A 20,194-nucleotide genomic window follows, 5' to 3' on the forward strand; every position below is an offset into this window, starting at 1 on the left:
AAGCGAAAAGGCACCTCAAAATCCGGCAACAAAAAAACGGCCAACAGCCGTTTTTTTGTTGCCAAGATTAAAGCTTAGCCGTCAATTTCACATCCGGATACTTGTCCGCAAACCACCGCTCGGCGTATTGGTTTTCAAACAAGAACAACGGATCACCGTGAATGTCTTGCACGAGCAAGTTCCGCGAACTGCTCATCTTTTCGTCCATTTGATCCGGATCAATCCAGCGGGCAATACGCGAGCCGATCGGGGTCATCACAACCTCGGAGTGGTATTCATGCAACATCCGGAACTGGAAAACTTCAAACTGCAATTGACCGACCGCACCGAGAATGTAGTCATTTGTATGGTAAGTCTTATAAAGTTGGACCGCCCCTTCTTGGACCAGCTGCTGCATGCCCTTATGAAACGACTTTTGTTTCATGACATTTTTAGGGGTGACGCGCACGAAGATTTCCGGGGTAAACTGTGGCAACTTTTCAAATTGGATCGGCGTTTTCCCTTGATAAATGGTATCGCCAATCTGAAAATTACCGGTGTCATATAAGCCGACGATATCCCCTGCAACCGCAGTCGAAACGGTTTCGCGGCTGTCTGCCATAAATTCGGTGGAATTATTAAGCCGCATGGTTTTACCCGTCCGATGCAAAACAACATCCATGCCGCGCTCAAATTCGCCGGAAACAATTCGCACAAAAGCAATTCGATCGCGATGAGCCGGGTTCATATTCGCCTGAATCTTGAAGACGAAAGCCGAAAACTCGGGATTGGTCGGCATTACTTCATCGCCTTGCTCAGTCTTTTTGGGGCCCGGCTCAGGCGCATATTTCACGAAACTATTTAAAAAGGTTTCAACGCCGAAATTAGTCAGGGCTGATCCGAAGAAAACCGGTGTCTGATCACCAGACATGATTTTCTTGAGGCTAAATTGATTACCCGCATCGTTTAACAGCTCGATGTCATCCATCGTTTGCGTGTAAATGGAATCCTGAGTCAATGGTTCACTGGGATCAAGCTCGCCTTTGTCATTAAGCGGCAAAAACCGATCGTCACCTTCTCGTCGGTACAGTTCGATCCGGTTATTCACCCGATCGTACAGCCCTTTCAAGCCTTTGCCCATCCCAATCGGCCAGTTCATCGCATAACCTTCAATGCCCAGTAAATCTTCCAATTCAGCAATCAAATCCAACGGCTCGCGGCCGTCACGATCCAATTTGTTCATGAAGGTAAAAATAGGAATGCCGCGCTGCTTAACAACTTTAAACAGCTTCTTCGTCTGGGCTTCGATCCCTTTCGCCGAATCAATCACCATCACGGCAGCATCGACAGCCATCAGCGTCCGATACGTATCTTCGGAAAAGTCCTCGTGCCCAGGTGTATCCAAAATATTAATACGTTTGCCTTGATAATTGAATTGCATCACCGAACTCGTAACCGAAATACCACGTTTCTTTTCGATTTCCATCCAATCCGATTTGGCAAAATGCCCCGACTTTCGGCCTTTAACCGTCCCGGCTTCACGGATGACACCGCCAAACAGCAATAGCTGCTCGGTAATCGTAGTCTTTCCGGCATCCGGGTGAGAAATAATCGCAAACGTCCGCCGTTTTACGACTTCTTGTGCTAATTCCTGTGGTTTCATTATCTGGTTCCTTCCAAAATGTTCAAAGTTACTGCCAGCACCTGCTCCAAGTCATTTTGAGCCGTGCTAGCTATCCGTCTCCTTGGACGATACTTCTGTCGATGTCTCTAACGTCGGCACATCAGTTAAATGAATGTGAACGTTGACAAGCCGTGACCCTTCCACTTTGCCGGTCGACAACATGACGCCCGGTGCCAGCTCAAGCTTTTCGCTATGATGCGTCGAAGGGATCGCACCAAGCTGCGTCAACACATAGCCGGCGATGGTATCAACATCTGGCACATCCAGACTGGTTTTGAATAAATCATTGAACTCCGAAATCGGCATCCGCCCGGAAACGACATAGTCATGCTCCGTTTGTTTCGTATAAAGCTGCTCCGCCTGATCCGATTCATCATCAATATCGCCGACGATTTCTTCAAGTAAATCTTCAATCGTGACAATGCCAACAACACCGCCATACTCATCCAAAAGAATGGCGATTTGTTGTTGGCGAGTTTGCATTTCCTTGAGCAATGCATCCACGGTAATGGTTTCCGGCACAAACACCGGCTCCGTCATCACCGATTCGATTTTAACATGTTCAAAACCGACTCGCCGTGCCTCTTTGAGTAAGTTCTTGATATGGACAATCCCGATGACATGGTCCTTATCCTCTTCGTAAACCGGGATTCGTGAGTAAATATTATTTAAAATTGCGTCGATTGCTTTTTGATCAGGTTCTTCGGCATCAATCATGAAGGCATCTGTTCGTGGGACCATCACTTCGCGGGCCATTGTGTCTGACAACGAGATAATCCCTTCAAACATTTGATATTCATCAGGATCAATGGCGCCAGCATTCCGGCCATTTTCGATCATGGCGACCATTTCTTCACGCGTAACAGATTCGCCTTGGTGGTTAAATTCCATGGGGGTCAGCTTCATCAGTAGTTGAGTCGACGCCGATAAAAGCCAGACAAATGGACGCATTAACGTCGCTAGCCAGCTGATCGGCGTCACGCTCATTTTGGCCACGCGTTCTGTTCTTTGAAGCGCCACCTGCTTGGGATAAAGTTCACCGAAGACAAGCGAAAAATACGACAAAATCAACGTGACTAAAATAACCGCTGCTTCATGGGCAAAGGACCACTGACCAAAAATCGGGGCAATTCGATCCGCCAGTGTAGTTGCAGCCGAAGCCGATGCAAAGAAGCCGGCAAAGGTAATGCCGACTTGAATCGTCGCCAAAAACCGGCTGGAGTCCTTCATAATGGCAACCAACTTAGCTGCCTTTCGATCACCCTTATCTGCCTGTGCTTGCATTCGGGTACGTGAGCTTGAAACGACCGCAATTTCTGCGGCAGCAAATCCTGCATTAATTAAAGTCAAAAAGATAATGAGGATTAACTGTCCCCATATCTGACCGTCTGGGTCACTGCCCATTCAAAAACACAACCTTTCGTAAAAAAAACGGGGACTCATCCCCGTAGTTCGATCACTTCAGTATAGCAAGTCCTTATTTCTTTTTCAATTCAGAATCGTGCTGCGCGCCGTCCTGTGGGGTCGGCTCGGGTAGTTCGCGCTCATCATCAAAATCTTCGTCATCCTTATGTTCTTGATGGAACCGATATAGTTCGTATAAGTAAGTAATGACGGTTTTGATCACGGCATAAGTCGGTACAGCCAAAATAGTGCCCAGTAGCCCCCATAAATTGCCCGCCACCATCAGCAAAATAATGATGGTCAACGGATGAATGTCTAGAGACCGACCGATGACATTAGGATAGATGAAGTTCCCGTCAGTCATCTGAATAATGACGACGACCAAGACAACCAGCAAAACTTTGGTCCATCCCTGGGTTGCCGCAATGACCAGCGCTGGGGCAATGCCAATATACGGTCCCAAATAAGGAATGATGGTGACCACACCGGCAATGAAACCCAGCAGATACGCGTATGGCATGCCAATGATCAGATAGCCAATAAACGTAAAGGTGCCAACGAATAAACATTCAATTGCCTGACCACCGATATAATGCGATAGTGTGGCATTCAAGCGTGTGAACACTGTTGCCACCTCCGCATGATACCGCCGCGGTAAGAGTCGCTGAATACTTGGCACGAAGTTTTCGCCGTCTTTAAGGAAGTAAAAGAGCATCACCGGAATCGTAATAATGCTGACCACAATACTTGCCAAAGAACCGATCATACCCGGCAATCCACTTGAGAAGCTGCCTAGCACCTGACTCAGCAATTTGCTTGGCGATATTTGTAAGCTTGCCACATATTTGCCAATGTTAAGCCGCTGATACCAAGTGTAGTGCGAAGCCTTACTGATAAAGGAACGCAACCCCTTTAAGAAATCCGGAATATTGGTAATGAATTGGGTGACCTGGTAAATCAGATTCGGCAGGACCGCCATGACAATTAAGACGATGGCGCCAATAACCACCAGGAAAATCAAAAGAATCGAAATATTGCGACTGATATGCAGCCGTTGCAACAGCTTCACAATCGGATTAAACAAATAGAACAAAAATCCAGCCGACAGAATCGGGATCAGCAGCGTTGAAAAGAACGTTGCAACCGGCGCAAATAAGAACGAGACTTGGGTCAAGCCTATCACCACGAAAATCAGGACCAATAACTCGACTGACCAGAACATTAATTTTGAATGGCGTAACTTATCAAACATAATCGGCCTCCCCAACCTCTTCTCGCTAGTGTTATAATAGCAAACAATTTATCAAAACGGAAAGAAGGTTCGTACCTTGGAAATAAAGACAACAACTGCTTTAGATTCACCGATTCATCAAGATAGCGTTCAGATCCGGACACATGTTTTCGTCAAGGAACAGCACGTCCCGGCAGATCTGGAAGTCGACAGTGATGAAGGAAAAGCCACCTACTTTGTCCTTTATGACGCTGGCTTGCCTGTGGCTACTGCTCGAATTTTACCGGAAGCAAACGGCTATCACGTTCAACGCGTTGCCGTGGAAAAGGTCTACCGCAAGCATGGCCTTGGCAAAATGGTGCTAACCGCCATCATCAAATATGCCCGCCAGCATCATGTGGCGTTTCTAAAACTCGGCGCCCAGATTCAGGCAGTTGGTTTTTATAAAACTTTAGGATTTGAATTAACGAATCGACCGGAATTCCTGGATGCCGGCATTCACCATCGTGAAATGATGCTGAAACTAGATTAAGCGGTGTTTCAGGTTAGTCCGATTAAACCATTCAAATTTGAAAAAAATACGCTTCTAATTTGATTTTATTAGAAGCCCATCACTGCAAGCAGGCCATGCCGGGCTTGCTTTTTTATTCATATTCGTCAACCCCGGTCAACTGATCCGGATCAATATAAAGGCGATAAGCCACCGTTTTGACCGCCGCCCCATCAAGCAGATAACTTTCTAGATAATACGGGTGATCCGTCTGACCTAGGCGTTCGGGCAGTGGATACCCTGCCTTTTCGATGATCTGTAAGCCTTTATTAAAGCTGGTAGCCAACGGTAATTCTTTTGCCAAAACTTGACTGGCCGGTTGCTTCACTTGCCCGGCCGTCGCCGCTGGCAGTTGGAAACAGTCGTAAGCTTTTGGTACATCTGTCCCCGCCGGCAATAAGCTGCCAATCCAGTACAGAAAGGTATCATACGGCGAAAAGATCACCATCGCCGTTCGGTTAGGCGTTTTGGCCAACTGATCAAGCGATTTAAATCCCAGTCGCTGTTCGAAATCCGTCCACGCAGGGCGAAACGTGCCGAGTTGATCGCTACTTTCGGTTGTATAAGCATGACCTGCAAATAATTGTGCAGGTTGTTGCGGAATTTGTTTCATATTGCCTCCAACATTCATACCGTCTTCAGATTCGATGGGCCAATTGTAAGTACCGGCGATACCACAAATCTACATAGGCTTGGGAAAAAGGCCCCTTACCGTGGTTGATCCAATCGACCAGCACTTTAACGTTGGCTTTCAAAATACGATCCGTCGTGGCGGGGTACTGCCACATTTTGCGGTGGGCTTCATATTCATCAACATCCAGCAGGCGCTTTTCCCCGTCCGCAAACACTTTGACATCTAAATCGTAATCAATATATTTCAGTGCTTCCTGATCCATGGTAAAAGGGGTCGCCAAGTTGCAATAATACGAAACGCCGCCTTCACGAATCATCGCAATCACATTGAACCAGTAATGCTTGTGAAAGAAAATAATTGCCGGCTCCCGCGTCAACCAGCGACGCCCGTCAGACTCGGTGACCAAGGTATGATCATTGCAGCCGATCAAGGCGTCTTCACTCGTTTTAAGCACCATCGTGTCACGCCAGGTGCGATGCAAACTGCCATCATGTTTATAACTCTGAATGGCGAACGAGTCGCCTTCTTTAGGGATCAGCATACAAAACCCGCTTTCTAAAATTCCGATTTCCATTATAACAAAGCTTATCGGATACCGCTAAAAAACTAGAGCTCTAGTCCTCTTCTGCCAAATCCGCCAAAACATCATCGATGGCATCCAAATCGAACCCCTTGCGAAATAAGGCCGACTTGACCTTTTGCTTACGAATTCGCGCTTCGTAGTGTTGTTTTAACCGCCACTGTTTCGCTGCCTCGGCTTTTAAAAGTGCCAGCTCACTTTCTGCATCCGGTTGCGGATCGAGAATTTCAATCGCAGCAGCAATCGTTGCTTCATCAAAGCCTTTTTGAATCAGGGCAACCCGCAGTCGCTGTAATTGATCCTTAAATGCCCGGTTTTGATGGTGGCGCAGATTTTTTTGACCCGCACGCACCGCTGCTTCAGTCCAGGTTGTTGAAGGGATGGCGGCTAGTTGCTCGGTTAACAAGTCGGCCGCAATGCCTTTCTGTTCAAGCTTGTGACGCACCATGCGCGGCCCCGCTTCGCCCATTTTGCTGTTGGCTTCTAAATAACGCTGAACATACTCGGCATCGTTTAAAAATCCCAGCTCGGTTAAACGCTGTAAGATTTGGCTGATGACGTCTTCTGGAAATTCTTCTTTCGCCAACCGTTCCTTGACTTCGTGATGGGTACGACTTTGATGGTTAATGTAATTCAGACCGATCTCCAACCCCATGGCAACGACTTCGCTGTCCTTGATCTGGGCCTCCTCCGCTGGCGTGAGTGTCATCCCTTTGGCGAGCTGATAATTCACCAACGTTGTCTCACTGACCGGAAAGGCATACTCACCGTCCAGAAAAATATTATAGCGTCCCCGCCGTTTTTGCGCTGTTATCTTTGTAATTTGCCCCATGCGCTTTTGACCACCTTTCTAATCATGCCATCACTTATGTTATACTTTTCATAAATAAGATGGAGGTCTGTTATGTTTGAAGCTAGTTTTTTTGACCGTCATAGTTTGATTAATTATCAACTATTTCGGGCAATGAAGACCTTGCCACAAACAACCATATCGATCAATGCACTTAGCCGCTCAACAGGTTTATCATACTCGCAAACCTACACGGCGTTTCAGACCGTTTTGGTTCAGCTTAATAAAATCATTCCTGACGAAGCCGTTGACGAGGCAAATTTTACCCAATTTTTAAAACGGGTCACGCTCAACCAATACCGCTTTGCCTTGCTTAAAGACAGCCTGCCGTTTGAATTCTTCGATGACGTGTTCAAAAATCCGCATCCTGATTTTCACCAGTTTAAAGAAAATCATCAGACAAGCGTTTCAACTCTGAGACGCCGAATTACCCCATTTCGGGATTATTTGGCGGACAACGGTGTCAGTCTCAACAGCACAACCTGGGCAATTGAAGGTGATGAGCTACATATACGCTTGGCCATGTTTACCTTTTTTATGCTTGCTTATCGTGGTGCGGGCTGGCCGTTTTCAGCTGATCAGGAACAGCAGGCAAAGACGCTTTTGACGGAGATTAATCAGGTTGCGCCAACCTTTTTGTTGGTACCGGTGCAACCGATGTCCAAAGAAGCATTGGTCGTCCTTGCCATTCAGCTAATGCGGATCAAAGCCGGCCATACCCTATTGCCGAATCGCCGCATGCAGTTGCTTTTTTCCGAACACGACGATTTACCGGATTTGATTTTCACCCAATCTCGGTTTCCTAATCTGTCGGCATCTGAGCTGAAGGCGGAAAAGCAATTTTATTATTTTATGCGCATGTATTTTATGACCGTGACTCGGCAACCGCAAACACTCGATCGGCAAATCATCGACCATTTCGACGAAACCGATAACCTGGTGAATCGATTCGTTTTTGGATTGCTCAGCCACTTAAACGATCAGCTGAAAGAAACCGATCGCCAGCTGATTGCCGAAAGCCAAGTCATGATTGCCAATCTGTATCGTCTCAGTTTTAATGAATATGTACTCGATGGGCGATTTAGCCAGCGCATCGATTTTGCCCAATCACCTTACGAAGAAGCCGATAGCAGTCAGTTAGCTGCGGAAATTCAAAGGTACCTCAAAAAGATTCCTAAATCGATGCCGGAATCTATTTTTGCCGACTTCCCCGAGCCATTCGTCAGCGGCCTTTATCTGTTGGTGAAGGACAATTATCCTGAACTTAACCGGGACATGCAGATGGTTGTCAATGTTCTCATCGAGCATGACTCGTTTGCCAAACGGGACTTGCTCAACTTTTTGGATGATCTGGGCTTTATCCGGGTTGTGCCACCTGATGCAGCAGTCAAACCGGATCTGATCATCACCAGCCTCACCAAGCCAAAACGGGTGATCCCGCGTCTGGGCCACCCGTTTGATCCCGCAACCCCGCTGATTACCTGGATGCCGGAACCGACTGATTTAGATTATTTCAATCTTTATCGCCGACTCAAACAATTACAGCGTCAACACGGCTCATCAGCGGAGTTGTGAACCTTTTTATTTTAGTGAAAAGGCTTGGCGGTATAGCCGACAAAATAAACCAACGCCTCATAGCCGGCCAGTCCCAGAACGACCGCGGTAACCAACATCGTGTTGTTCAGGTTACTATTGCGGTTAAACCACAAAAAGACCACCATTAGAAACATCACGACAAAGTAGGCATTTTGCAGGCTGCGATTGATCTGAATTTCAAATTTAGCCTCAGGACTTTGGTAATCAATCGCATGTACCTTGTTCAATCGGCCAACTTTATAGGTTATTTTGTCGCCGCGTTGGACTTTGAGATCTAACGTTTCGCCAACGTGCATGACATGTGGCGTGTCGTTTTGCCAAACGGTCGCCGTCATTTTTTTGCTCATGGTATTCGAATAAGTAATTTTCACAGTCAATCCTCCTGAAAGTACATTATACTAGAATTTTTCAGGGATCGTCACCATTTGTCAGCGTAAAGGAGTATTTATGGCAATAACGGTTAAAATCGGACAACGTTTTCCATTGACTATCAAGCGTTTGGATATCAACGGCGCAGGTATCGGGTACTATCAACGCAAAATCACCTTTGTCACCGGTGCGCTCCCCGGCGAGGTTGTCGTTGCTGAAGTAACGGCGATTCATGACCGCTATCTTGAAGCCAAGGTGCACAAAATTCGTTCAGCCTCACCAGATCGGGTGAAACCCGCGGAACCGCTCTATGGACAAATTGGCGGCGTTGAATTAAACCACCTTGCTTATCCGGCACAATTGCGCTTCAAACGGGATGTCGTTGCACAAGCCTTAGCCAAGTTTAAACCAGCCGGCTGGCAACATTACGACTTAAAACCCACCATCGGCATGGCACACCCGACGCATTATCGCAACAAGGCTCAGTTCCCGGTTCGGGTTATTGACGGTCATGTTCGCGCCGGTTTATATGCGCCCGGGTCACATCATCTCATCCCCTTAACCCATTTTTTGACACAGGCGCCGTTGACCATGAAAGTCGTGACTGCTTTGTGTCAGCTGCTTGAAGAGCTCCAGATTCCAATCTATGAGGAAAAAAAGAACGCCGGCATTGTCAAAACGTTGGTCGTTCGGGAGTCTTTTGCAACCGGTGAAGTGCAAGTCACGTTCATTACCAACAGCGCTAAACTGCCGCAGCAGACAAAATTGGTCACGGCCATTGCAACGCGTTTGCCTATGGTCGTCAGCATTGCCCAAAATATTAATCCAGGCAACACTTCAATTATTTGGGGCAAGGAAAGCCGACTTTTGGCTGGCCAACCTTATATTCATGAGTCATTGTTAGGCCGCACTTTTCAGGTTTCACCGCAAGCCTTTTTACAACTTAACCCGGCGCAAACAGAACGGCTTTATACTGTCGCAAAAGATGCCCTTGAATTGGCACCAAGCGATACACTGGTTGATGCGTATTGTGGGATCGGCACTGTCGGTATCAGCCTCGCTGACCGATACCAGACAATCTACGGCATGGATACGGTGCCTGAAGCGATTGCCGACGCGAAGGCCAACGCGGCTCATAATGGCTTTACCAAGGCCCACTATTTTGTTGGCAAAGCCGAGACCCTGTTTCCTAAGTGGCTGGAAGAAGGAATTCACCCTGACGCCGTGATTGTCGACCCACCGCGTGCCGGCCTTGAACGTCCTTTTATCGATGCCTTGCTGAACCTTAACCCTAAGAAGTTTGTTTATATTTCCTGCAACCCCTCAACATTGGCGCGGGATCTCGTTCCCTTAGCCAAACATTACAAGGTCGATTGGATTCAGAGCATCGATATGTTCCCACAAACGGCGCGCTGTGAGGCAGTTGTTAAGTTTACGCGGCGCTGATCGCATTAAATGAAGCAGCATCTTCACTAATCTCCATTCGTCCCCCAATTCATCTATCCAAAGCGAGGTTCCTGCCATGAAAATTTATTTTGCCAACGCCCTTTTCAGTCATGCCGACTTTGATTACAACGCAAAATTAGCCGCGCAAATTCGCGCCGCCGTTCCTGACGTCGATCTGTATGTGCCTCAGGAAAACGCGGCAATTAACAATAAGGAAGCTTATGCCGATTCCAAAATGATCGCCCAGGCTGATACTGATCGCCTGGAGGCTGCTGATCTGTTGGTGGCTATCTTGGACGGCCCAGTCATCGACAATGGGGTGGCCACTGAAATCGGGGTCGCCTATGCCACCAAAATCCCGATACTCGGCCTTTACACCGACAGCCGACGTCTTGGCGCTACTAATCAGCAAAAGCTCGACGCCTTGCAACGGGTTGCCGAAAATCAATTCCATTATCTGAATCTTTATACGACAGGGCTAATCAAACTCAACGGCGACATCTACACCGATGAAGCAGCGTTGGTTGCGGCCATAAAAGTTCGGGCAACCGCCTAAGCCTAGCTAATCAAAAAAGCTTCCGCCACCAGATAACAATCTGATGAACGGAAGCTTTTTTATGACGCAACTAAACATTCGCAGTGGTTTTTTCTGCATCTTCAAGCAATTGCCGGAATGGGATCAGACTCTCAGCATGATACTTCTTCACGAAGGCATCAACGGCTTCGGGATCCTGGGTTTGCTTGTCGAGAACCAATTGCTCAACCGGAATCGGCCGCAAGTTGGAAATCTTCACATCAATCACAACCGGACCCTTACGATCCTTCGCCTTAGCAAACGCATCCTTAAGTTCATCCAGGGTGTGGACTTCAAAGCCTTGAGCGCCCATGGCTTCGGCAGCCTTGCCATAATCGGCGCCGATCAGATCGACCCCTGAGTGCGGCTGGTGCGTATCGTCTTGCTCTGCTTCGATGAACCCTAGGCTTTGGTTCGTCAAAACCACGTTAATGATCGGCAGATGATACTTCACTTGCGTCATGATATCTTGCATCACCATCGCGAACCCGCCATCGCCAGAAATTGACCATACCTGACGATCCGGGAACTCTGATTGTGCCCCAATAGCTGCCGGCAATGCGTAACCCATCGTTGCATACCAGCCGGACGTTGTGAATGCCTGATCGTCGTTAGCCTTAAGATAGCGCATCCCGTTAATCGTCACGTTACCAACGTCGACTTGGAAAATGGCATCCTTTTCCGCCATTTCATTGATGAGCTTGAAGATTGGCTCAACCCGCAATGGCGTTTCAGCGTCGTCTTCAAAGGACTTCATCCAATCAACCCAGTTTGCCTTATTGGCTAATGAAGCGCGATACCAAGCCGTTTCCGGTAATGGCTCAGCGACGTTGGTCAATGCTTTGATGAACTTCTTGGCATCAGCCAGAACCGCTAAGTCAACGGTGTGACGCCGGCCAAACTTGCTGGCATCAATATCGACTTGAATATATTTGGCATTCGGTGCGATAAAGTATGGCTGGAATGGGAAATCCGAACCAAGGAACAAGACCATATCGGCACCACGGGCAACCTCAACGCCCGGCTTGGACGCAACCCGGCCAGCAGAACCCATATTCGCTTTGTAGTCGTCAGGCACAACGCCTTTTGCCAAAGCCGTCGTGATAATCGGAATGTGCGTTTTTTCAGAAAAAGCGATTATCTCATCCCGGGCACCACGCGCGCCATTACCAACGTATAAGATTGGCTTCTTGGCACCTTTAATGATGCTCCAAGCTGTCGCAACCTGCTCCGGATCCGGCTCAGGTAAAAGCGGCTTCTGGTAGAGATTGGCTGACGAAACATAATTGTCGTCAATTTGTTCCCAACCAAGATCTTTAGGAATCGTCACCACCGCTACGCCCTGATGCTTGTAAGCCTGGCGAATGGCCTCGTCAACCACATGTGGCAACTGAGCAGCCGTCATCGCGGTCCGGTTGTAAACCGAAACATCGGCAAACATCGGGTTCTCATTCATTTCCTGGAAAAAGTTGGTGTTCATGGCAGCAGTTGGCACCTGCCCGACCAAAGCCAAAACCGGCACATGATCGTATTGCGCATCATACAATCCATTGAGCAAATGCACCGCGCCAGGGCCCGCAGATCCGAATGTCGCGCCAATACGACCAGTTACTTTAGCTTCACCGGCCGCGGCCAGCGCACCGACTTCTTCATGCCGAACCTGCACATAGTTGATCGTGTGACGCCGATTATAAAGTGCATTCATCGTGCTATCAAAAGAACCACCAGGCAACCCATAAATGTTATGAATGCTCCAGTCTTCGAGCACCTTGATCATTGCGTCTGCAGCGTTGATTTTTTCTGTCATGACACTTGCCTCCATTATTACTTACATTTTGTAAGTTCATTACAAAAATGAGTATAACAATTAATCGTCAGCAATGCAAGCCCTTTCACCTCAACTAATCTTGCAAAAAGGCCAAAAATCTAGAAATCGCTTCCATGACCGGCATAATAAGCCCATGGGAACCATAACAGTCAACCAAATTGACTAATACAGATTGGTAGATTCTTCACCGCTCGCCGAAAATAATCGCCATAAAATAACCAGCTGCAAATCAGATTAATGTGGCAAAGTCGATGAATCAGCCGGCTGCTTTTCGTACAAGCGTTCTTGCCCAACCACGCCGGTCAACACAAACTGCCCCCGGAAGTATGCCGGATCCGGCCGATAATCTTCGGGATCATAAGGCACCTTATCGCTGAACAGCGTCTCGTATTCCGGCACCGTCAGCTGTTGACGATCATCCAATTGGCGGGCGTGAGCGGCTGACTGTAGTTGGTCTTTGAAGCCTGGCTGCAAAACACCACTGAAAAACTCCGCCACCGCACCAGAGCCATACGAAAAGAGCCCGATACGGTCTCCGGCCTGCAGTGTTGCATCGTGATCCAATAAGGAAAGCAGTCCCAGGTAAAGCGAACCTGTATAAATATTGCCAATCCGGCGGCAGTAGCGGGTGCTAGCTTCAAACCGTTCCTTTAAGCGCTTCACAGTCTGATCATCGACTTGGGGTAAGACTAAATCCAACGCCTTTTTGCCCATTTTGGTGTAAGGCAAATGGAAGGTCATCCCCGCAAAATCAGCTGCGGTCAAACTGTTTTCTGTCTGATAACGATCCCAGACCGCCTGAAAGAAGGCCAGGTACTGTTCAGTGGAATACTTTCCCTGTGCAATTGCAGTATCTTGATAAACCGGCCGCCAAAAATCATTAATTGATGCCGAACGATAAACCGAATCCGGCTCGATCGTGATCAGTCGCGGATCCGCCTTGACGATCATCGCCACGGCGCCGGCACCTTGAGTGACTTCACCCGCTGTCGCCAAGCCGTACCGGGCAATATCAGCCGCAATGACCAGCACGCTTTTATCTGGATGCCCAGCTACATAATCCCGCGCCATCATCAAAGCCGCAGTTCCGCCATAACAGGCTTCTTTTAATTCAACTGCACGTACCCATTCAGGCAAGTCCAGCAGCTGATGAATAAACAAAGCAGCGGACTTGCTTGCGTCCACACCACTTTCGGTTCCGACCAGCACCATTCCCAGGCTGTCCCGGACTGCCGGGGTCATTAATGGCGCTGCAGCATTGGCGCCCATCGTCACAATGTCTTGACTTGAAGGCGGTACCGCCTGTTCATCTTGGCCGATACCGATGGTGTACTTGTCCGGTTCATCTCCCCGAACCTTTGCGAGTTCCACTAAATCGACGTAAAAGTCCGGTGTATCCATTGCAATGGCATCAATCCCGATTTTCATTGTTTGATTGGCCTACTTTCTGATTTGATCGAATGTTTGCTAAATAAGTTTTGGCATGTGCTAGGTCCATTTGCTCTTCCCGCAATGCAGCGACCAGAGCCGGCAGTTCGCGTTCGTCCGCACCGGCCGCAATCGCTAAGGCATTAGCTTGCAGCTTCATATGCCCGGCTTGAATACCCGGTCCGGCCAATGCCCGCAATGCCGCAAGATTCTGCACCAAGCCCAATGCCGCAATCACCTGCTGCATAGTGGCTAAATCGCGATAACCACCAAGGCGGCGGGCAGCTTGTGCCAATGGCAAGGCACCGATTGCACCACCGACTGCCCCAAGCGGCAACGGCATTTGCAGCGTTCCCTCTAATTTATCGGCATGCATCACCCAGCGCGATAAAGGTTGATATTGGCCGCTGGCAGCCGCAAAAGCCCCCGCACTTGCAGCAACTGCCCGCGTGTCATTGCCAGTTGCCAAAACTGCTCCAATGACGCCGTTAAGAATTCCTTTATTATGCGTTACGGCACGTTCCGGATCGACAAAAGCCAATTCGCTAAGTTGCACGATTTTTTTGGCAATTACCTCACCTGACACCGTCTTTGTGGCAAGGCTCGCTGGGTCCAGTCGAACTATCGCGGTCACTAACTCGGCTGGGGCGTTTGTTAAAATGCTAACCAAAATCGTCCCGTCAAGCCAGGTTTTAACCGCTGCTGCAACTGCTTCGGCTACCGTATTGGCATAATTGGCTCCCATTGCCTCTTTAGGGTCAAGGGTTAAACGAATCTTCAAAAAGCGGTTAGCTAGCACAGAGACTGTTACGCCAACTAACCCGCCACCACGCTGAATCATGGAAGGATGGGCAGCTGCCACAACCGCTTTGATATCTGCTTGATGGGCCAAAACAGTTTGCTTGGCAGCTTCCAAATCGGCTAAATCCGTTAAAACCACCTCGGCGACCACCTGATGTGGAGCAACCCGTGCCACAACCCCGCCATTTTCCGCAGCAATCCGCGCACCATTACTGGCGGCTGCTACAACAGAGGGTTCTTCGTTGGCAAGTGGTACCTGATGTAACTGGCCATTCACTAACAGGTTGCGCGCAACTCCTAAAGGTAGCGAAAATTCACCGATTGAATTTTCGATCAGCTTCGCTTCGGTTGCGGCAGGAAGGGATGAGGTCGCCGCGAATAAACTGGCATCCGCCTGCGTCAGCGAACCTTCGCGAATCAATTGCGCGCGCCTTTCTTCAGGCGTTTTTTCGTAAAATTTCATCACGCCCTCCTAAACATGCCGGACGACTTGCATCGCGATGCCGATACCGCCGCCGACACATAAAGCTGCAATACCGGTCTTTTCATCACGTTCTGCTAAGTTATAAAGTAATGAAACCATAATGCGCGCACCGGATGCCCCAAGTGGATGCCCTAACGCTAAGGCACCGCCATTGATATTCACCTGTTCATCGGTTAATCCCAAGTCACGCATCACCGCAACGCTTTGGGAGGCAAAGGCTTCATTGAGCTCGACTTGATCAATGGACGAAATCGAAGTGCTATTGGTCTGAAGCAACTGGTCAATCGCCAATTTAGGCGCATAGCCCATGATATCCGGATCAATGCCAACTTCAGTATAATCCGTAATCGTCGCTAAATAATGTAGTCCTAGTTGCTCGGCTTTACTTTTGGCCATCAAAATCAAAGCCGCCGCACCATCATTAATACCGCTTGCATTGCCAGCCGTCACTGTACCGCCAACTTCAAACACCGGCGGCAGTTTGGCTAGTTGAGCCAGCGACGTGTCTGGACGGATGGCGGAATCGGTTTCGACGGTGACATCGCCATGGCGACCGGCAATCGTGACTGGCGCCATCTGCGATTTGAATCGGCCCTCAGCCGCTGCAGCTGCCGCGCGTAAATGCGAGCGCAAGGCAAACTCGTCTTGGTCGCGGCGGCTAATCTCAAAGCGCGTGGCAATATTTTCCGCGGTGATCCCCATGGGTTGCTGACTAAAAGCGTCATTTAGACCGTCGCGGCTGAGTCCGTCAACAAATGCCGTGTCGCCAAATTTATGGCCGGCGCGCATGGCTTCGGCGTAATAAGGCACCTGACTCATGCTTTCTGTTCCGCCAACCAGCACGGCTGTGGCTTCGCCTAATTGAATCGCCGCCTGGCCCAGACGAATCGCCTTCAATCCGGATCCGCACACTTCATTGACTGTCATGGCCGTGGAGCGATTTGCCATACCGCTTTTTAGTCCAATTTGCCGCGCCACATTCTGACCCGAACCGGCCTGTAAAACATTCCCGAAAATAGCCTGATCCAATTGCTCAGGATCAACCCGCGCCGCTTTAATCGCTGCACGTGCCGCTGTAACTCCCAAATCAACCGCACTGGCGCCAGCAAGCTCGCCGCCCAACTTCCCAATCGGCGTTCGCTTAGCACTGAGAATGACAACTTTTTCCATGGTGACCTCCTAATACGTACAATCGCGCTTTTTACGATTCTTAGATAAACCGTTACAGTTTATCACAGACTTAAATGTAAAACATTGAGCTATAATTAGAGGTATGTGAGCAGGAACGCTTAGAAGCCGGAGTATAGGCAGGCTTCAGCACAAAAAACTGTGCTTACAAAACCAGCGCACGTTCTTATAAATTTTCCCAAACATACTGCACAAATTAACCACTCGTTATGCTGTCTTCACCTCATAAAGCCAAATCAAACATAAGCTTGCGTCAACCACCCCTGACTAAAGTCAGTGGCTTGTGAGCAAGCACCCCTGTTACGAGCGCTTGAATCACAATTTGCACAGATACACCACTGCAGGCAGTTCGTAGAACTGCTTGTCTTACACGGCAATTACCAGTGCCTTTAGCGTCCCCAGGCTGCCATAGGGACGAGCCTAATCAGGCTAATTTAGCAATACCTTTGATCAGTATGTTCTGAGCGGCATTGTGATCGCGAACATGATGGGTCTGGCATTTAGGACACGTCCACTCTCGATCAGCAAGCGTCAGCTTATCAGTGCCTTCTGTCCCTCTGACGAAGTCGCAATGATGGCAGGTTTGCGTGGTATTCTTAGGATTGACCGTTACAAACTGGCGACCATAAAGGTCGGCCTTGTAAGTTAGCAAGCCTAAGAAGGTACGCCAGCCTACGTCTGCGATACTCATGGCCAAGGCATGATTTTTTAGTAAGTTCTTACTGCGCAATTCCTCTGCAACCACTAAATCGTGGTTCTTGATGAGTGTGGTTGAGACGTTGTGCAGGAAGTTCTTACGACGATCCAGAACCTGGGCATGAATCTTGGCGACTAACAAGCGCTGTTTTTGGTAATTCTTACTGTTACGTAACGGCCGATGTTCCTTCTTTGCCCTTCGGGCACGACGTGACAAAACGCGTTGTTCCTTGGCCAATCGTCCCCTGATTGTTCGATAGTAGCGCGGGTTGGCTACGACTTTGCCATCACTGGTAGTCAAGAAGTTTTCCGTGTTGAGGTCAATGCCGGTTTGCCGATTGGTCTTAGCAGGTTTCGTCATGAATGGTGTATCGGAACCCAGCTGCATGGATAAAAAGAAACGGTCTGCGGCGTCCTTAGTAATCGTGACCGTGCCAATACGAGTTTCTGCTTTTCGATTCAGTAATCGTTTGTGGGAGCCTTTAATGCGTAGCCGACCTAACTTAGGCACTAAGACGTGCTGGCAATCTTCAAAGCAGACGGTCCCGTTGGTTAGCTGCGCCGTTTTCTGCTGGATATATTGGCAATTAGTTTGATAGCGCCACGCATAGCTTTTACGGTGGAATTTTGGGACGCCAGTACTATGAACCTTCCGAAAGGCTTTCCATGCCTTGCGGTAGTTTCGGATAGCGTTAGCTTTAGCAAGACTGTCAATTCGCTTGTCTTCTAAAAACTGGAAATGATTTGACAGCTGCTTGGCATTTTGTCGTAATTCAAGTTGCTTGATTCGATCTTGAACCGTGTCAATTGGTAGCTTAACTTGTTTTAATTGCCAGAGTTCTTTACCGATCGCAACCATCTCGTTATAGACGAAGCGACTGGCATCGCTGTTAAGCTTAATCAATTTCTTTTGGCGATCACTCGGGTAGATGCGAACCTTCAAGCCATAATGATATTCTAATTGTGCCATTGACTCCATTTTATCTCACCTCTTTTCTTGCTATAATGGTATTATAGCATTCGTCAATGACTACAACAATTGAGGTGACTTTTATGACTAAAGAAAAAATCCAAGGCGCGGTTTATACCAGACGCTATATCTATAATTTTCATTACCATTTGATCTGGGTCACGAAATATCGCAATCAAACTTTTGCAACTAAGGAACTGGCAGATGAAATGAAAAGCATTCTGCAAAAGGTTGCCGATGATAATAAGATTGTGATCGAAAAAATGGAAGTCATGCCCGATCATGTCCATGTCTTGATCAGTTTTCCGCCTAGCAAGGCGCCAACCAGTGCCATCAAGGCGCTCAAGGGTAGAAGCGCCTTTATTTTTCTCAAACGGCATCCGGAAATTCGTCACTCTCAGGATTGGGGTGGGCATTTGTGGTCACCCAGCTACTACATGAGTACACTTGGCAACATGAGCAAGGACGTGGTTGAGAATTACATCAACAACCAAAAGTACAACGAACTAACAAAACGCCCTAAAAGGCGTTGAGAGCGGGCCTATCGATTCCAGGACTAAAGACACGGGATTTCCGGCCAGCCATAATTAAATTGTATGCGATTGTTCTGATAAGCACCAACAGTCTTCATGAATCCTTAACTTTTGCCATTAGAAAGGAGGCCGCCACCATGCGAGTGATTGATTTACTCGCTTTATTAGCCGACCAAAACAAAAACGCCTCCGTGTTGCTGGACACGCAACCAACACCGAGCCGTTTTGATGATTTTATCCTGACAACCGCTGACGATCAGCCGCAACTGATTTTTAAACCCAATTTGACCCGGAAAGCGCCTTTACGTGTCTGGGAATTGCAGCTCTTGTTAAAAAAGCCGGATCTCCAAGCGCGATTTTTGTATCTGACAGACGCAAATGGGCCACGCGCTCTTTTTGGGTTCATCAAGCGCCAGAACGGTTTAGTACTTAACTAGGCTGGGTGCTTGGCTGCGGCTAATTCCTCGGCCACCTTTTCTAAATAGTGATGGCTGGCAATCATTTCCTCACAGTTGAATTGATCCTTCAACCCGATTTCATAAATCCGACTGGCCTTAGGGTTGAGCAGCGGCAAAACCCGCGCCCAGTCGATCCGCCCCTGTCCCAGTGGCAGGCTGTCATGCGTTTTGCCCATCGAATCGACAAGATGATAGTGCCGCACCAAAGGCTTTAGATTCGCCAAACTGGCCATGAGCCGATCATTATCGCCGTGAAGCGTGATGAAAGTGTGACTGGTGTCATAGGCTAGCGGTAGCTGCCAACGCAATATCCGCGCCTCAAAATCAGGATCGCCATAGCGAAAAATGGGTGACATGGAGTTTTCAAAGACAACGTGTCCCGGTGCCTCCTGTGCAAAGGCAATCATCCGCGCTAAAGCAACATCCTGCGCTTTAGCAACGTCCGTCCACCCAGCATAATCGCCTGGTGTGTCCACGCGATAACCGCCATGAATCAACGCAGTCGCATTCACTTTTTTAGCCAGATTCATGAGCTTAATCGAACTGGTCATCATAAAATCATAACGCGTCGGATACTTGGTTGGATTCATAGCTAACTCATTGCGTTGACCACGGAATCGCATCGGATGATGGAAAACCACTGTGGGCACTTGGCTGCGCACCCAAGTCACCATTTTCAAAAAATGGTTCCATCCTTCAGCCGTAAAATCATTTTCGGTTAAGTGAAATTCAAATACGTCCGGATGATACTGCAACCGATCACGAATCTGCCGTTCATCTGTACTAGCTTTTAATCCCAGTAACATCGATTATCCGTTGCCTCCTCATCAAATTGATCACACAAGTGTCAAACTTACCATAAGGCCATAACGCGTTCGCCGACGCAGAAGTCTGCGTGTAAGGACCTTGGT

General features: G+C 48.4%; 19 protein-coding genes. 6 read left to right on the forward strand and 13 right to left on the reverse strand.

The window, feature by feature from the left end; all coding sequences use genetic code 11:
* Positions 1-67: 67 nt before the first annotated feature.
* From LHUE1_RS14005 to LHUE1_RS14015, 3 genes are all read right to left on the reverse strand, one after another.
* Positions 68-1,642 carry a peptide chain release factor 3 gene (locus tag LHUE1_RS14005; RefSeq protein WP_049171745.1) on the reverse strand — a complete coding sequence of 525 codons (1,575 nt, stop codon included), beginning with the start codon at positions 1,640-1,642 and terminating at the stop codon, positions 68-70.
* A 66-nt stretch (positions 1,643-1,708) separates the two neighbouring features.
* Positions 1,709-3,067: a hemolysin family protein gene (locus LHUE1_RS14010; RefSeq protein WP_277848098.1), complete on the reverse strand. Its 1,359-nt coding sequence runs from the start codon at positions 3,065-3,067 to the stop codon at positions 1,709-1,711.
* Between the two features lie 73 nt (positions 3,068-3,140).
* Complete coding sequence (locus tag LHUE1_RS14015; protein WP_047107583.1) at positions 3,141-4,319, reverse strand: AI-2E family transporter; 1,179 nt, start codon at positions 4,317-4,319, stop codon at positions 3,141-3,143.
* A gap of 76 nt (positions 4,320-4,395) precedes the next feature.
* Here LHUE1_RS14015 and LHUE1_RS14020 point away from each other — a divergent pair, with 76 nt between their 5' ends.
* Positions 4,396-4,830 carry a GNAT family N-acetyltransferase gene (locus LHUE1_RS14020; protein ID WP_049171750.1) on the forward strand — a complete coding sequence of 145 codons (435 nt, stop codon included), beginning with the start codon at positions 4,396-4,398 and terminating at the stop codon, positions 4,828-4,830.
* A gap of 112 nt (positions 4,831-4,942) precedes the next feature.
* Here LHUE1_RS14020 and LHUE1_RS14025 read toward each other — a convergent pair whose 3' ends face one another.
* The 3 genes from LHUE1_RS14025 to recX form a co-directional block, all read right to left on the reverse strand.
* Positions 4,943-5,461 carry a hypothetical protein gene (locus LHUE1_RS14025; RefSeq protein WP_049171752.1) on the reverse strand — a complete coding sequence of 173 codons (519 nt, stop codon included), beginning with the start codon at positions 5,459-5,461 and terminating at the stop codon, positions 4,943-4,945.
* 25 nt (positions 5,462-5,486) lie between these two features.
* Positions 5,487-6,023 (reverse strand): nucleoside tri-diphosphate phosphatase, encoded by a 537-nt coding sequence (ntdP, locus tag LHUE1_RS14030; protein WP_010487673.1) that lies wholly within the window; start codon positions 6,021-6,023, stop codon positions 5,487-5,489.
* 73 nt (positions 6,024-6,096) lie between these two features.
* Entirely contained in the window at positions 6,097-6,894 is a 798-nt protein-coding gene (gene recX / locus LHUE1_RS14035; protein WP_277848097.1) for a recombination regulator RecX, read from the reverse strand.
* A gap of 72 nt (positions 6,895-6,966) precedes the next feature.
* Between recX and LHUE1_RS14040 the strand changes: the two genes are divergently transcribed.
* Complete coding sequence (locus LHUE1_RS14040; RefSeq protein WP_277848096.1) at positions 6,967-8,487, forward strand: helix-turn-helix domain-containing protein; 1,521 nt, start codon at positions 6,967-6,969, stop codon at positions 8,485-8,487.
* A gap of 11 nt (positions 8,488-8,498) precedes the next feature.
* Here the strand turns inward: LHUE1_RS14040 and LHUE1_RS14045 are convergent, their stop codons facing one another.
* A complete protein-coding gene (locus LHUE1_RS14045; protein ID WP_049171759.1) occupies positions 8,499-8,879 on the reverse strand; it encodes a hypothetical protein in 381 nt (126 codons plus the stop codon).
* Positions 8,880-8,955: 76 nt separating this feature from the next.
* Here LHUE1_RS14045 and rlmD point away from each other — a divergent pair, with 76 nt between their 5' ends.
* Both rlmD and LHUE1_RS14055 read left to right on the forward strand, forming a co-directional pair.
* Positions 8,956-10,323: a 23S rRNA (uracil(1939)-C(5))-methyltransferase RlmD gene (gene rlmD / locus LHUE1_RS14050; protein WP_049171761.1), complete on the forward strand. Its 1,368-nt coding sequence runs from the start codon at positions 8,956-8,958 to the stop codon at positions 10,321-10,323.
* A 76-nt stretch (positions 10,324-10,399) separates the two neighbouring features.
* The gene (locus LHUE1_RS14055) at positions 10,400-10,879 is read left to right on the forward strand and encodes a nucleoside 2-deoxyribosyltransferase (protein WP_049171763.1); all 480 of its coding nucleotides are present in this window, start codon (positions 10,400-10,402) and stop codon (positions 10,877-10,879) included.
* Between the two features lie 70 nt (positions 10,880-10,949).
* Here the strand turns inward: LHUE1_RS14055 and spxB are convergent, their stop codons facing one another.
* The 5 genes from spxB to LHUE1_RS14080 form a co-directional block, all read right to left on the reverse strand.
* Positions 10,950-12,704, reverse strand: coding sequence for a pyruvate oxidase (spxB, locus tag LHUE1_RS14060; protein ID WP_049171765.1), 1,755 nt, complete (start codon positions 12,702-12,704; stop codon positions 10,950-10,952).
* Positions 12,705-12,959: 255 nt separating this feature from the next.
* Entirely contained in the window at positions 12,960-14,153 is a 1,194-nt protein-coding gene (locus tag LHUE1_RS14065) for a hydroxymethylglutaryl-CoA synthase (RefSeq protein WP_049171767.1), read from the reverse strand.
* Positions 14,137-15,417, reverse strand: coding sequence for a hydroxymethylglutaryl-CoA reductase, degradative (locus LHUE1_RS14070; RefSeq protein ID WP_277848093.1), 1,281 nt, complete (start codon positions 15,415-15,417; stop codon positions 14,137-14,139). Before LHUE1_RS14070 ends, LHUE1_RS14065 begins: the two co-directional genes overlap by 17 nt.
* Positions 15,418-15,426: 9 nt before the next feature.
* Complete coding sequence (locus LHUE1_RS14075; RefSeq protein WP_049171771.1) at positions 15,427-16,608, reverse strand: acetyl-CoA C-acyltransferase; 1,182 nt, start codon at positions 16,606-16,608, stop codon at positions 15,427-15,429.
* Between the two features lie 442 nt (positions 16,609-17,050).
* Positions 17,051-18,301, reverse strand: a complete 1,251-nt coding sequence (locus LHUE1_RS14080) for an RNA-guided endonuclease InsQ/TnpB family protein (RefSeq protein ID WP_213291527.1) — start codon at positions 18,299-18,301, stop codon at positions 17,051-17,053.
* 74 nt (positions 18,302-18,375) lie between these two features.
* Between LHUE1_RS14080 and tnpA the strand changes: the two genes are divergently transcribed.
* A complete protein-coding gene (tnpA, locus tag LHUE1_RS14085; protein ID WP_213291526.1) occupies positions 18,376-18,825 on the forward strand; it encodes an IS200/IS605 family transposase in 450 nt (149 codons plus the stop codon).
* 137 nt (positions 18,826-18,962) lie between these two features.
* A complete protein-coding gene (locus tag LHUE1_RS14090; RefSeq protein WP_049172300.1) occupies positions 18,963-19,262 on the forward strand; it encodes a hypothetical protein in 300 nt (99 codons plus the stop codon).
* Here the strand turns inward: LHUE1_RS14090 and LHUE1_RS14095 are convergent.
* Entirely contained in the window at positions 19,259-20,089 is an 831-nt protein-coding gene (locus tag LHUE1_RS14095; RefSeq protein WP_049172302.1) for a TIM barrel protein, read from the reverse strand. The two genes, LHUE1_RS14090 and LHUE1_RS14095, sit on opposite strands and share 4 nt — an antisense overlap.
* Positions 20,090-20,194 lie beyond the last annotated feature (105 nt).

The sequence above is a fragment of the Lacticaseibacillus huelsenbergensis genome (assembly GCF_029726355.1).
Classification (GTDB): Bacteria; Bacillota; Bacilli; order Lactobacillales; family Lactobacillaceae; genus Lacticaseibacillus; species Lacticaseibacillus casei.

Coding starts and splice junctions, on each gene's coding strand:
- LHUE1_RS14005 (WP_049171745.1), bottom strand. CDS start 1,642: ATGAAACCACAGGAATTAGCACAAGAAGTCGTAAAACGGCGGACGTTT.
- LHUE1_RS14010 (WP_277848098.1), bottom strand. CDS start 3,067: ATGGGCAGTGACCCAGACGGTCAGATATGGGGACAGTTAATCCTCATT.
- LHUE1_RS14015 (WP_047107583.1), bottom strand. CDS start 4,319: ATGTTTGATAAGTTACGCCATTCAAAATTAATGTTCTGGTCAGTCGAG.
- LHUE1_RS14025 (WP_049171752.1), bottom strand. CDS start 5,461: ATGAAACAAATTCCGCAACAACCTGCACAATTATTTGCAGGTCATGCT.
- ntdP (WP_010487673.1), bottom strand. CDS start 6,023: ATGCTGATCCCTAAAGAAGGCGACTCGTTCGCCATTCAGAGTTATAAA.
- recX (WP_277848097.1), bottom strand. CDS start 6,894: ATGGGGCAAATTACAAAGATAACAGCGCAAAAACGGCGGGGACGCTAT.
- LHUE1_RS14040 (WP_277848096.1), top strand. CDS start 6,967: ATGTTTGAAGCTAGTTTTTTTGACCGTCATAGTTTGATTAATTATCAA.
- rlmD (WP_049171761.1), top strand. CDS start 8,956: ATGGCAATAACGGTTAAAATCGGACAACGTTTTCCATTGACTATCAAG.
- LHUE1_RS14055 (WP_049171763.1), top strand. CDS start 10,400: ATGAAAATTTATTTTGCCAACGCCCTTTTCAGTCATGCCGACTTTGAT.
- spxB (WP_049171765.1), bottom strand. CDS start 12,704: ATGACAGAAAAAATCAACGCTGCAGACGCAATGATCAAGGTGCTCGAA.
- LHUE1_RS14065 (WP_049171767.1), bottom strand. CDS start 14,153: ATGAAAATCGGGATTGATGCCATTGCAATGGATACACCGGACTTTTAC.
- LHUE1_RS14070 (WP_277848093.1), bottom strand. CDS start 15,417: ATGAAATTTTACGAAAAAACGCCTGAAGAAAGGCGCGCGCAATTGATT.
- LHUE1_RS14075 (WP_049171771.1), bottom strand. CDS start 16,608: ATGGAAAAAGTTGTCATTCTCAGTGCTAAGCGAACGCCGATTGGGAAG.
- LHUE1_RS14080 (WP_213291527.1), bottom strand. CDS start 18,301: ATGGAGTCAATGGCACAATTAGAATATCATTATGGCTTGAAGGTTCGC.
- tnpA (WP_213291526.1), top strand. CDS start 18,376: ATGACTAAAGAAAAAATCCAAGGCGCGGTTTATACCAGACGCTATATC.
- LHUE1_RS14090 (WP_049172300.1), top strand. CDS start 18,963: ATGCGAGTGATTGATTTACTCGCTTTATTAGCCGACCAAAACAAAAAC.
- LHUE1_RS14095 (WP_049172302.1), bottom strand. CDS start 20,089: ATGTTACTGGGATTAAAAGCTAGTACAGATGAACGGCAGATTCGTGAT.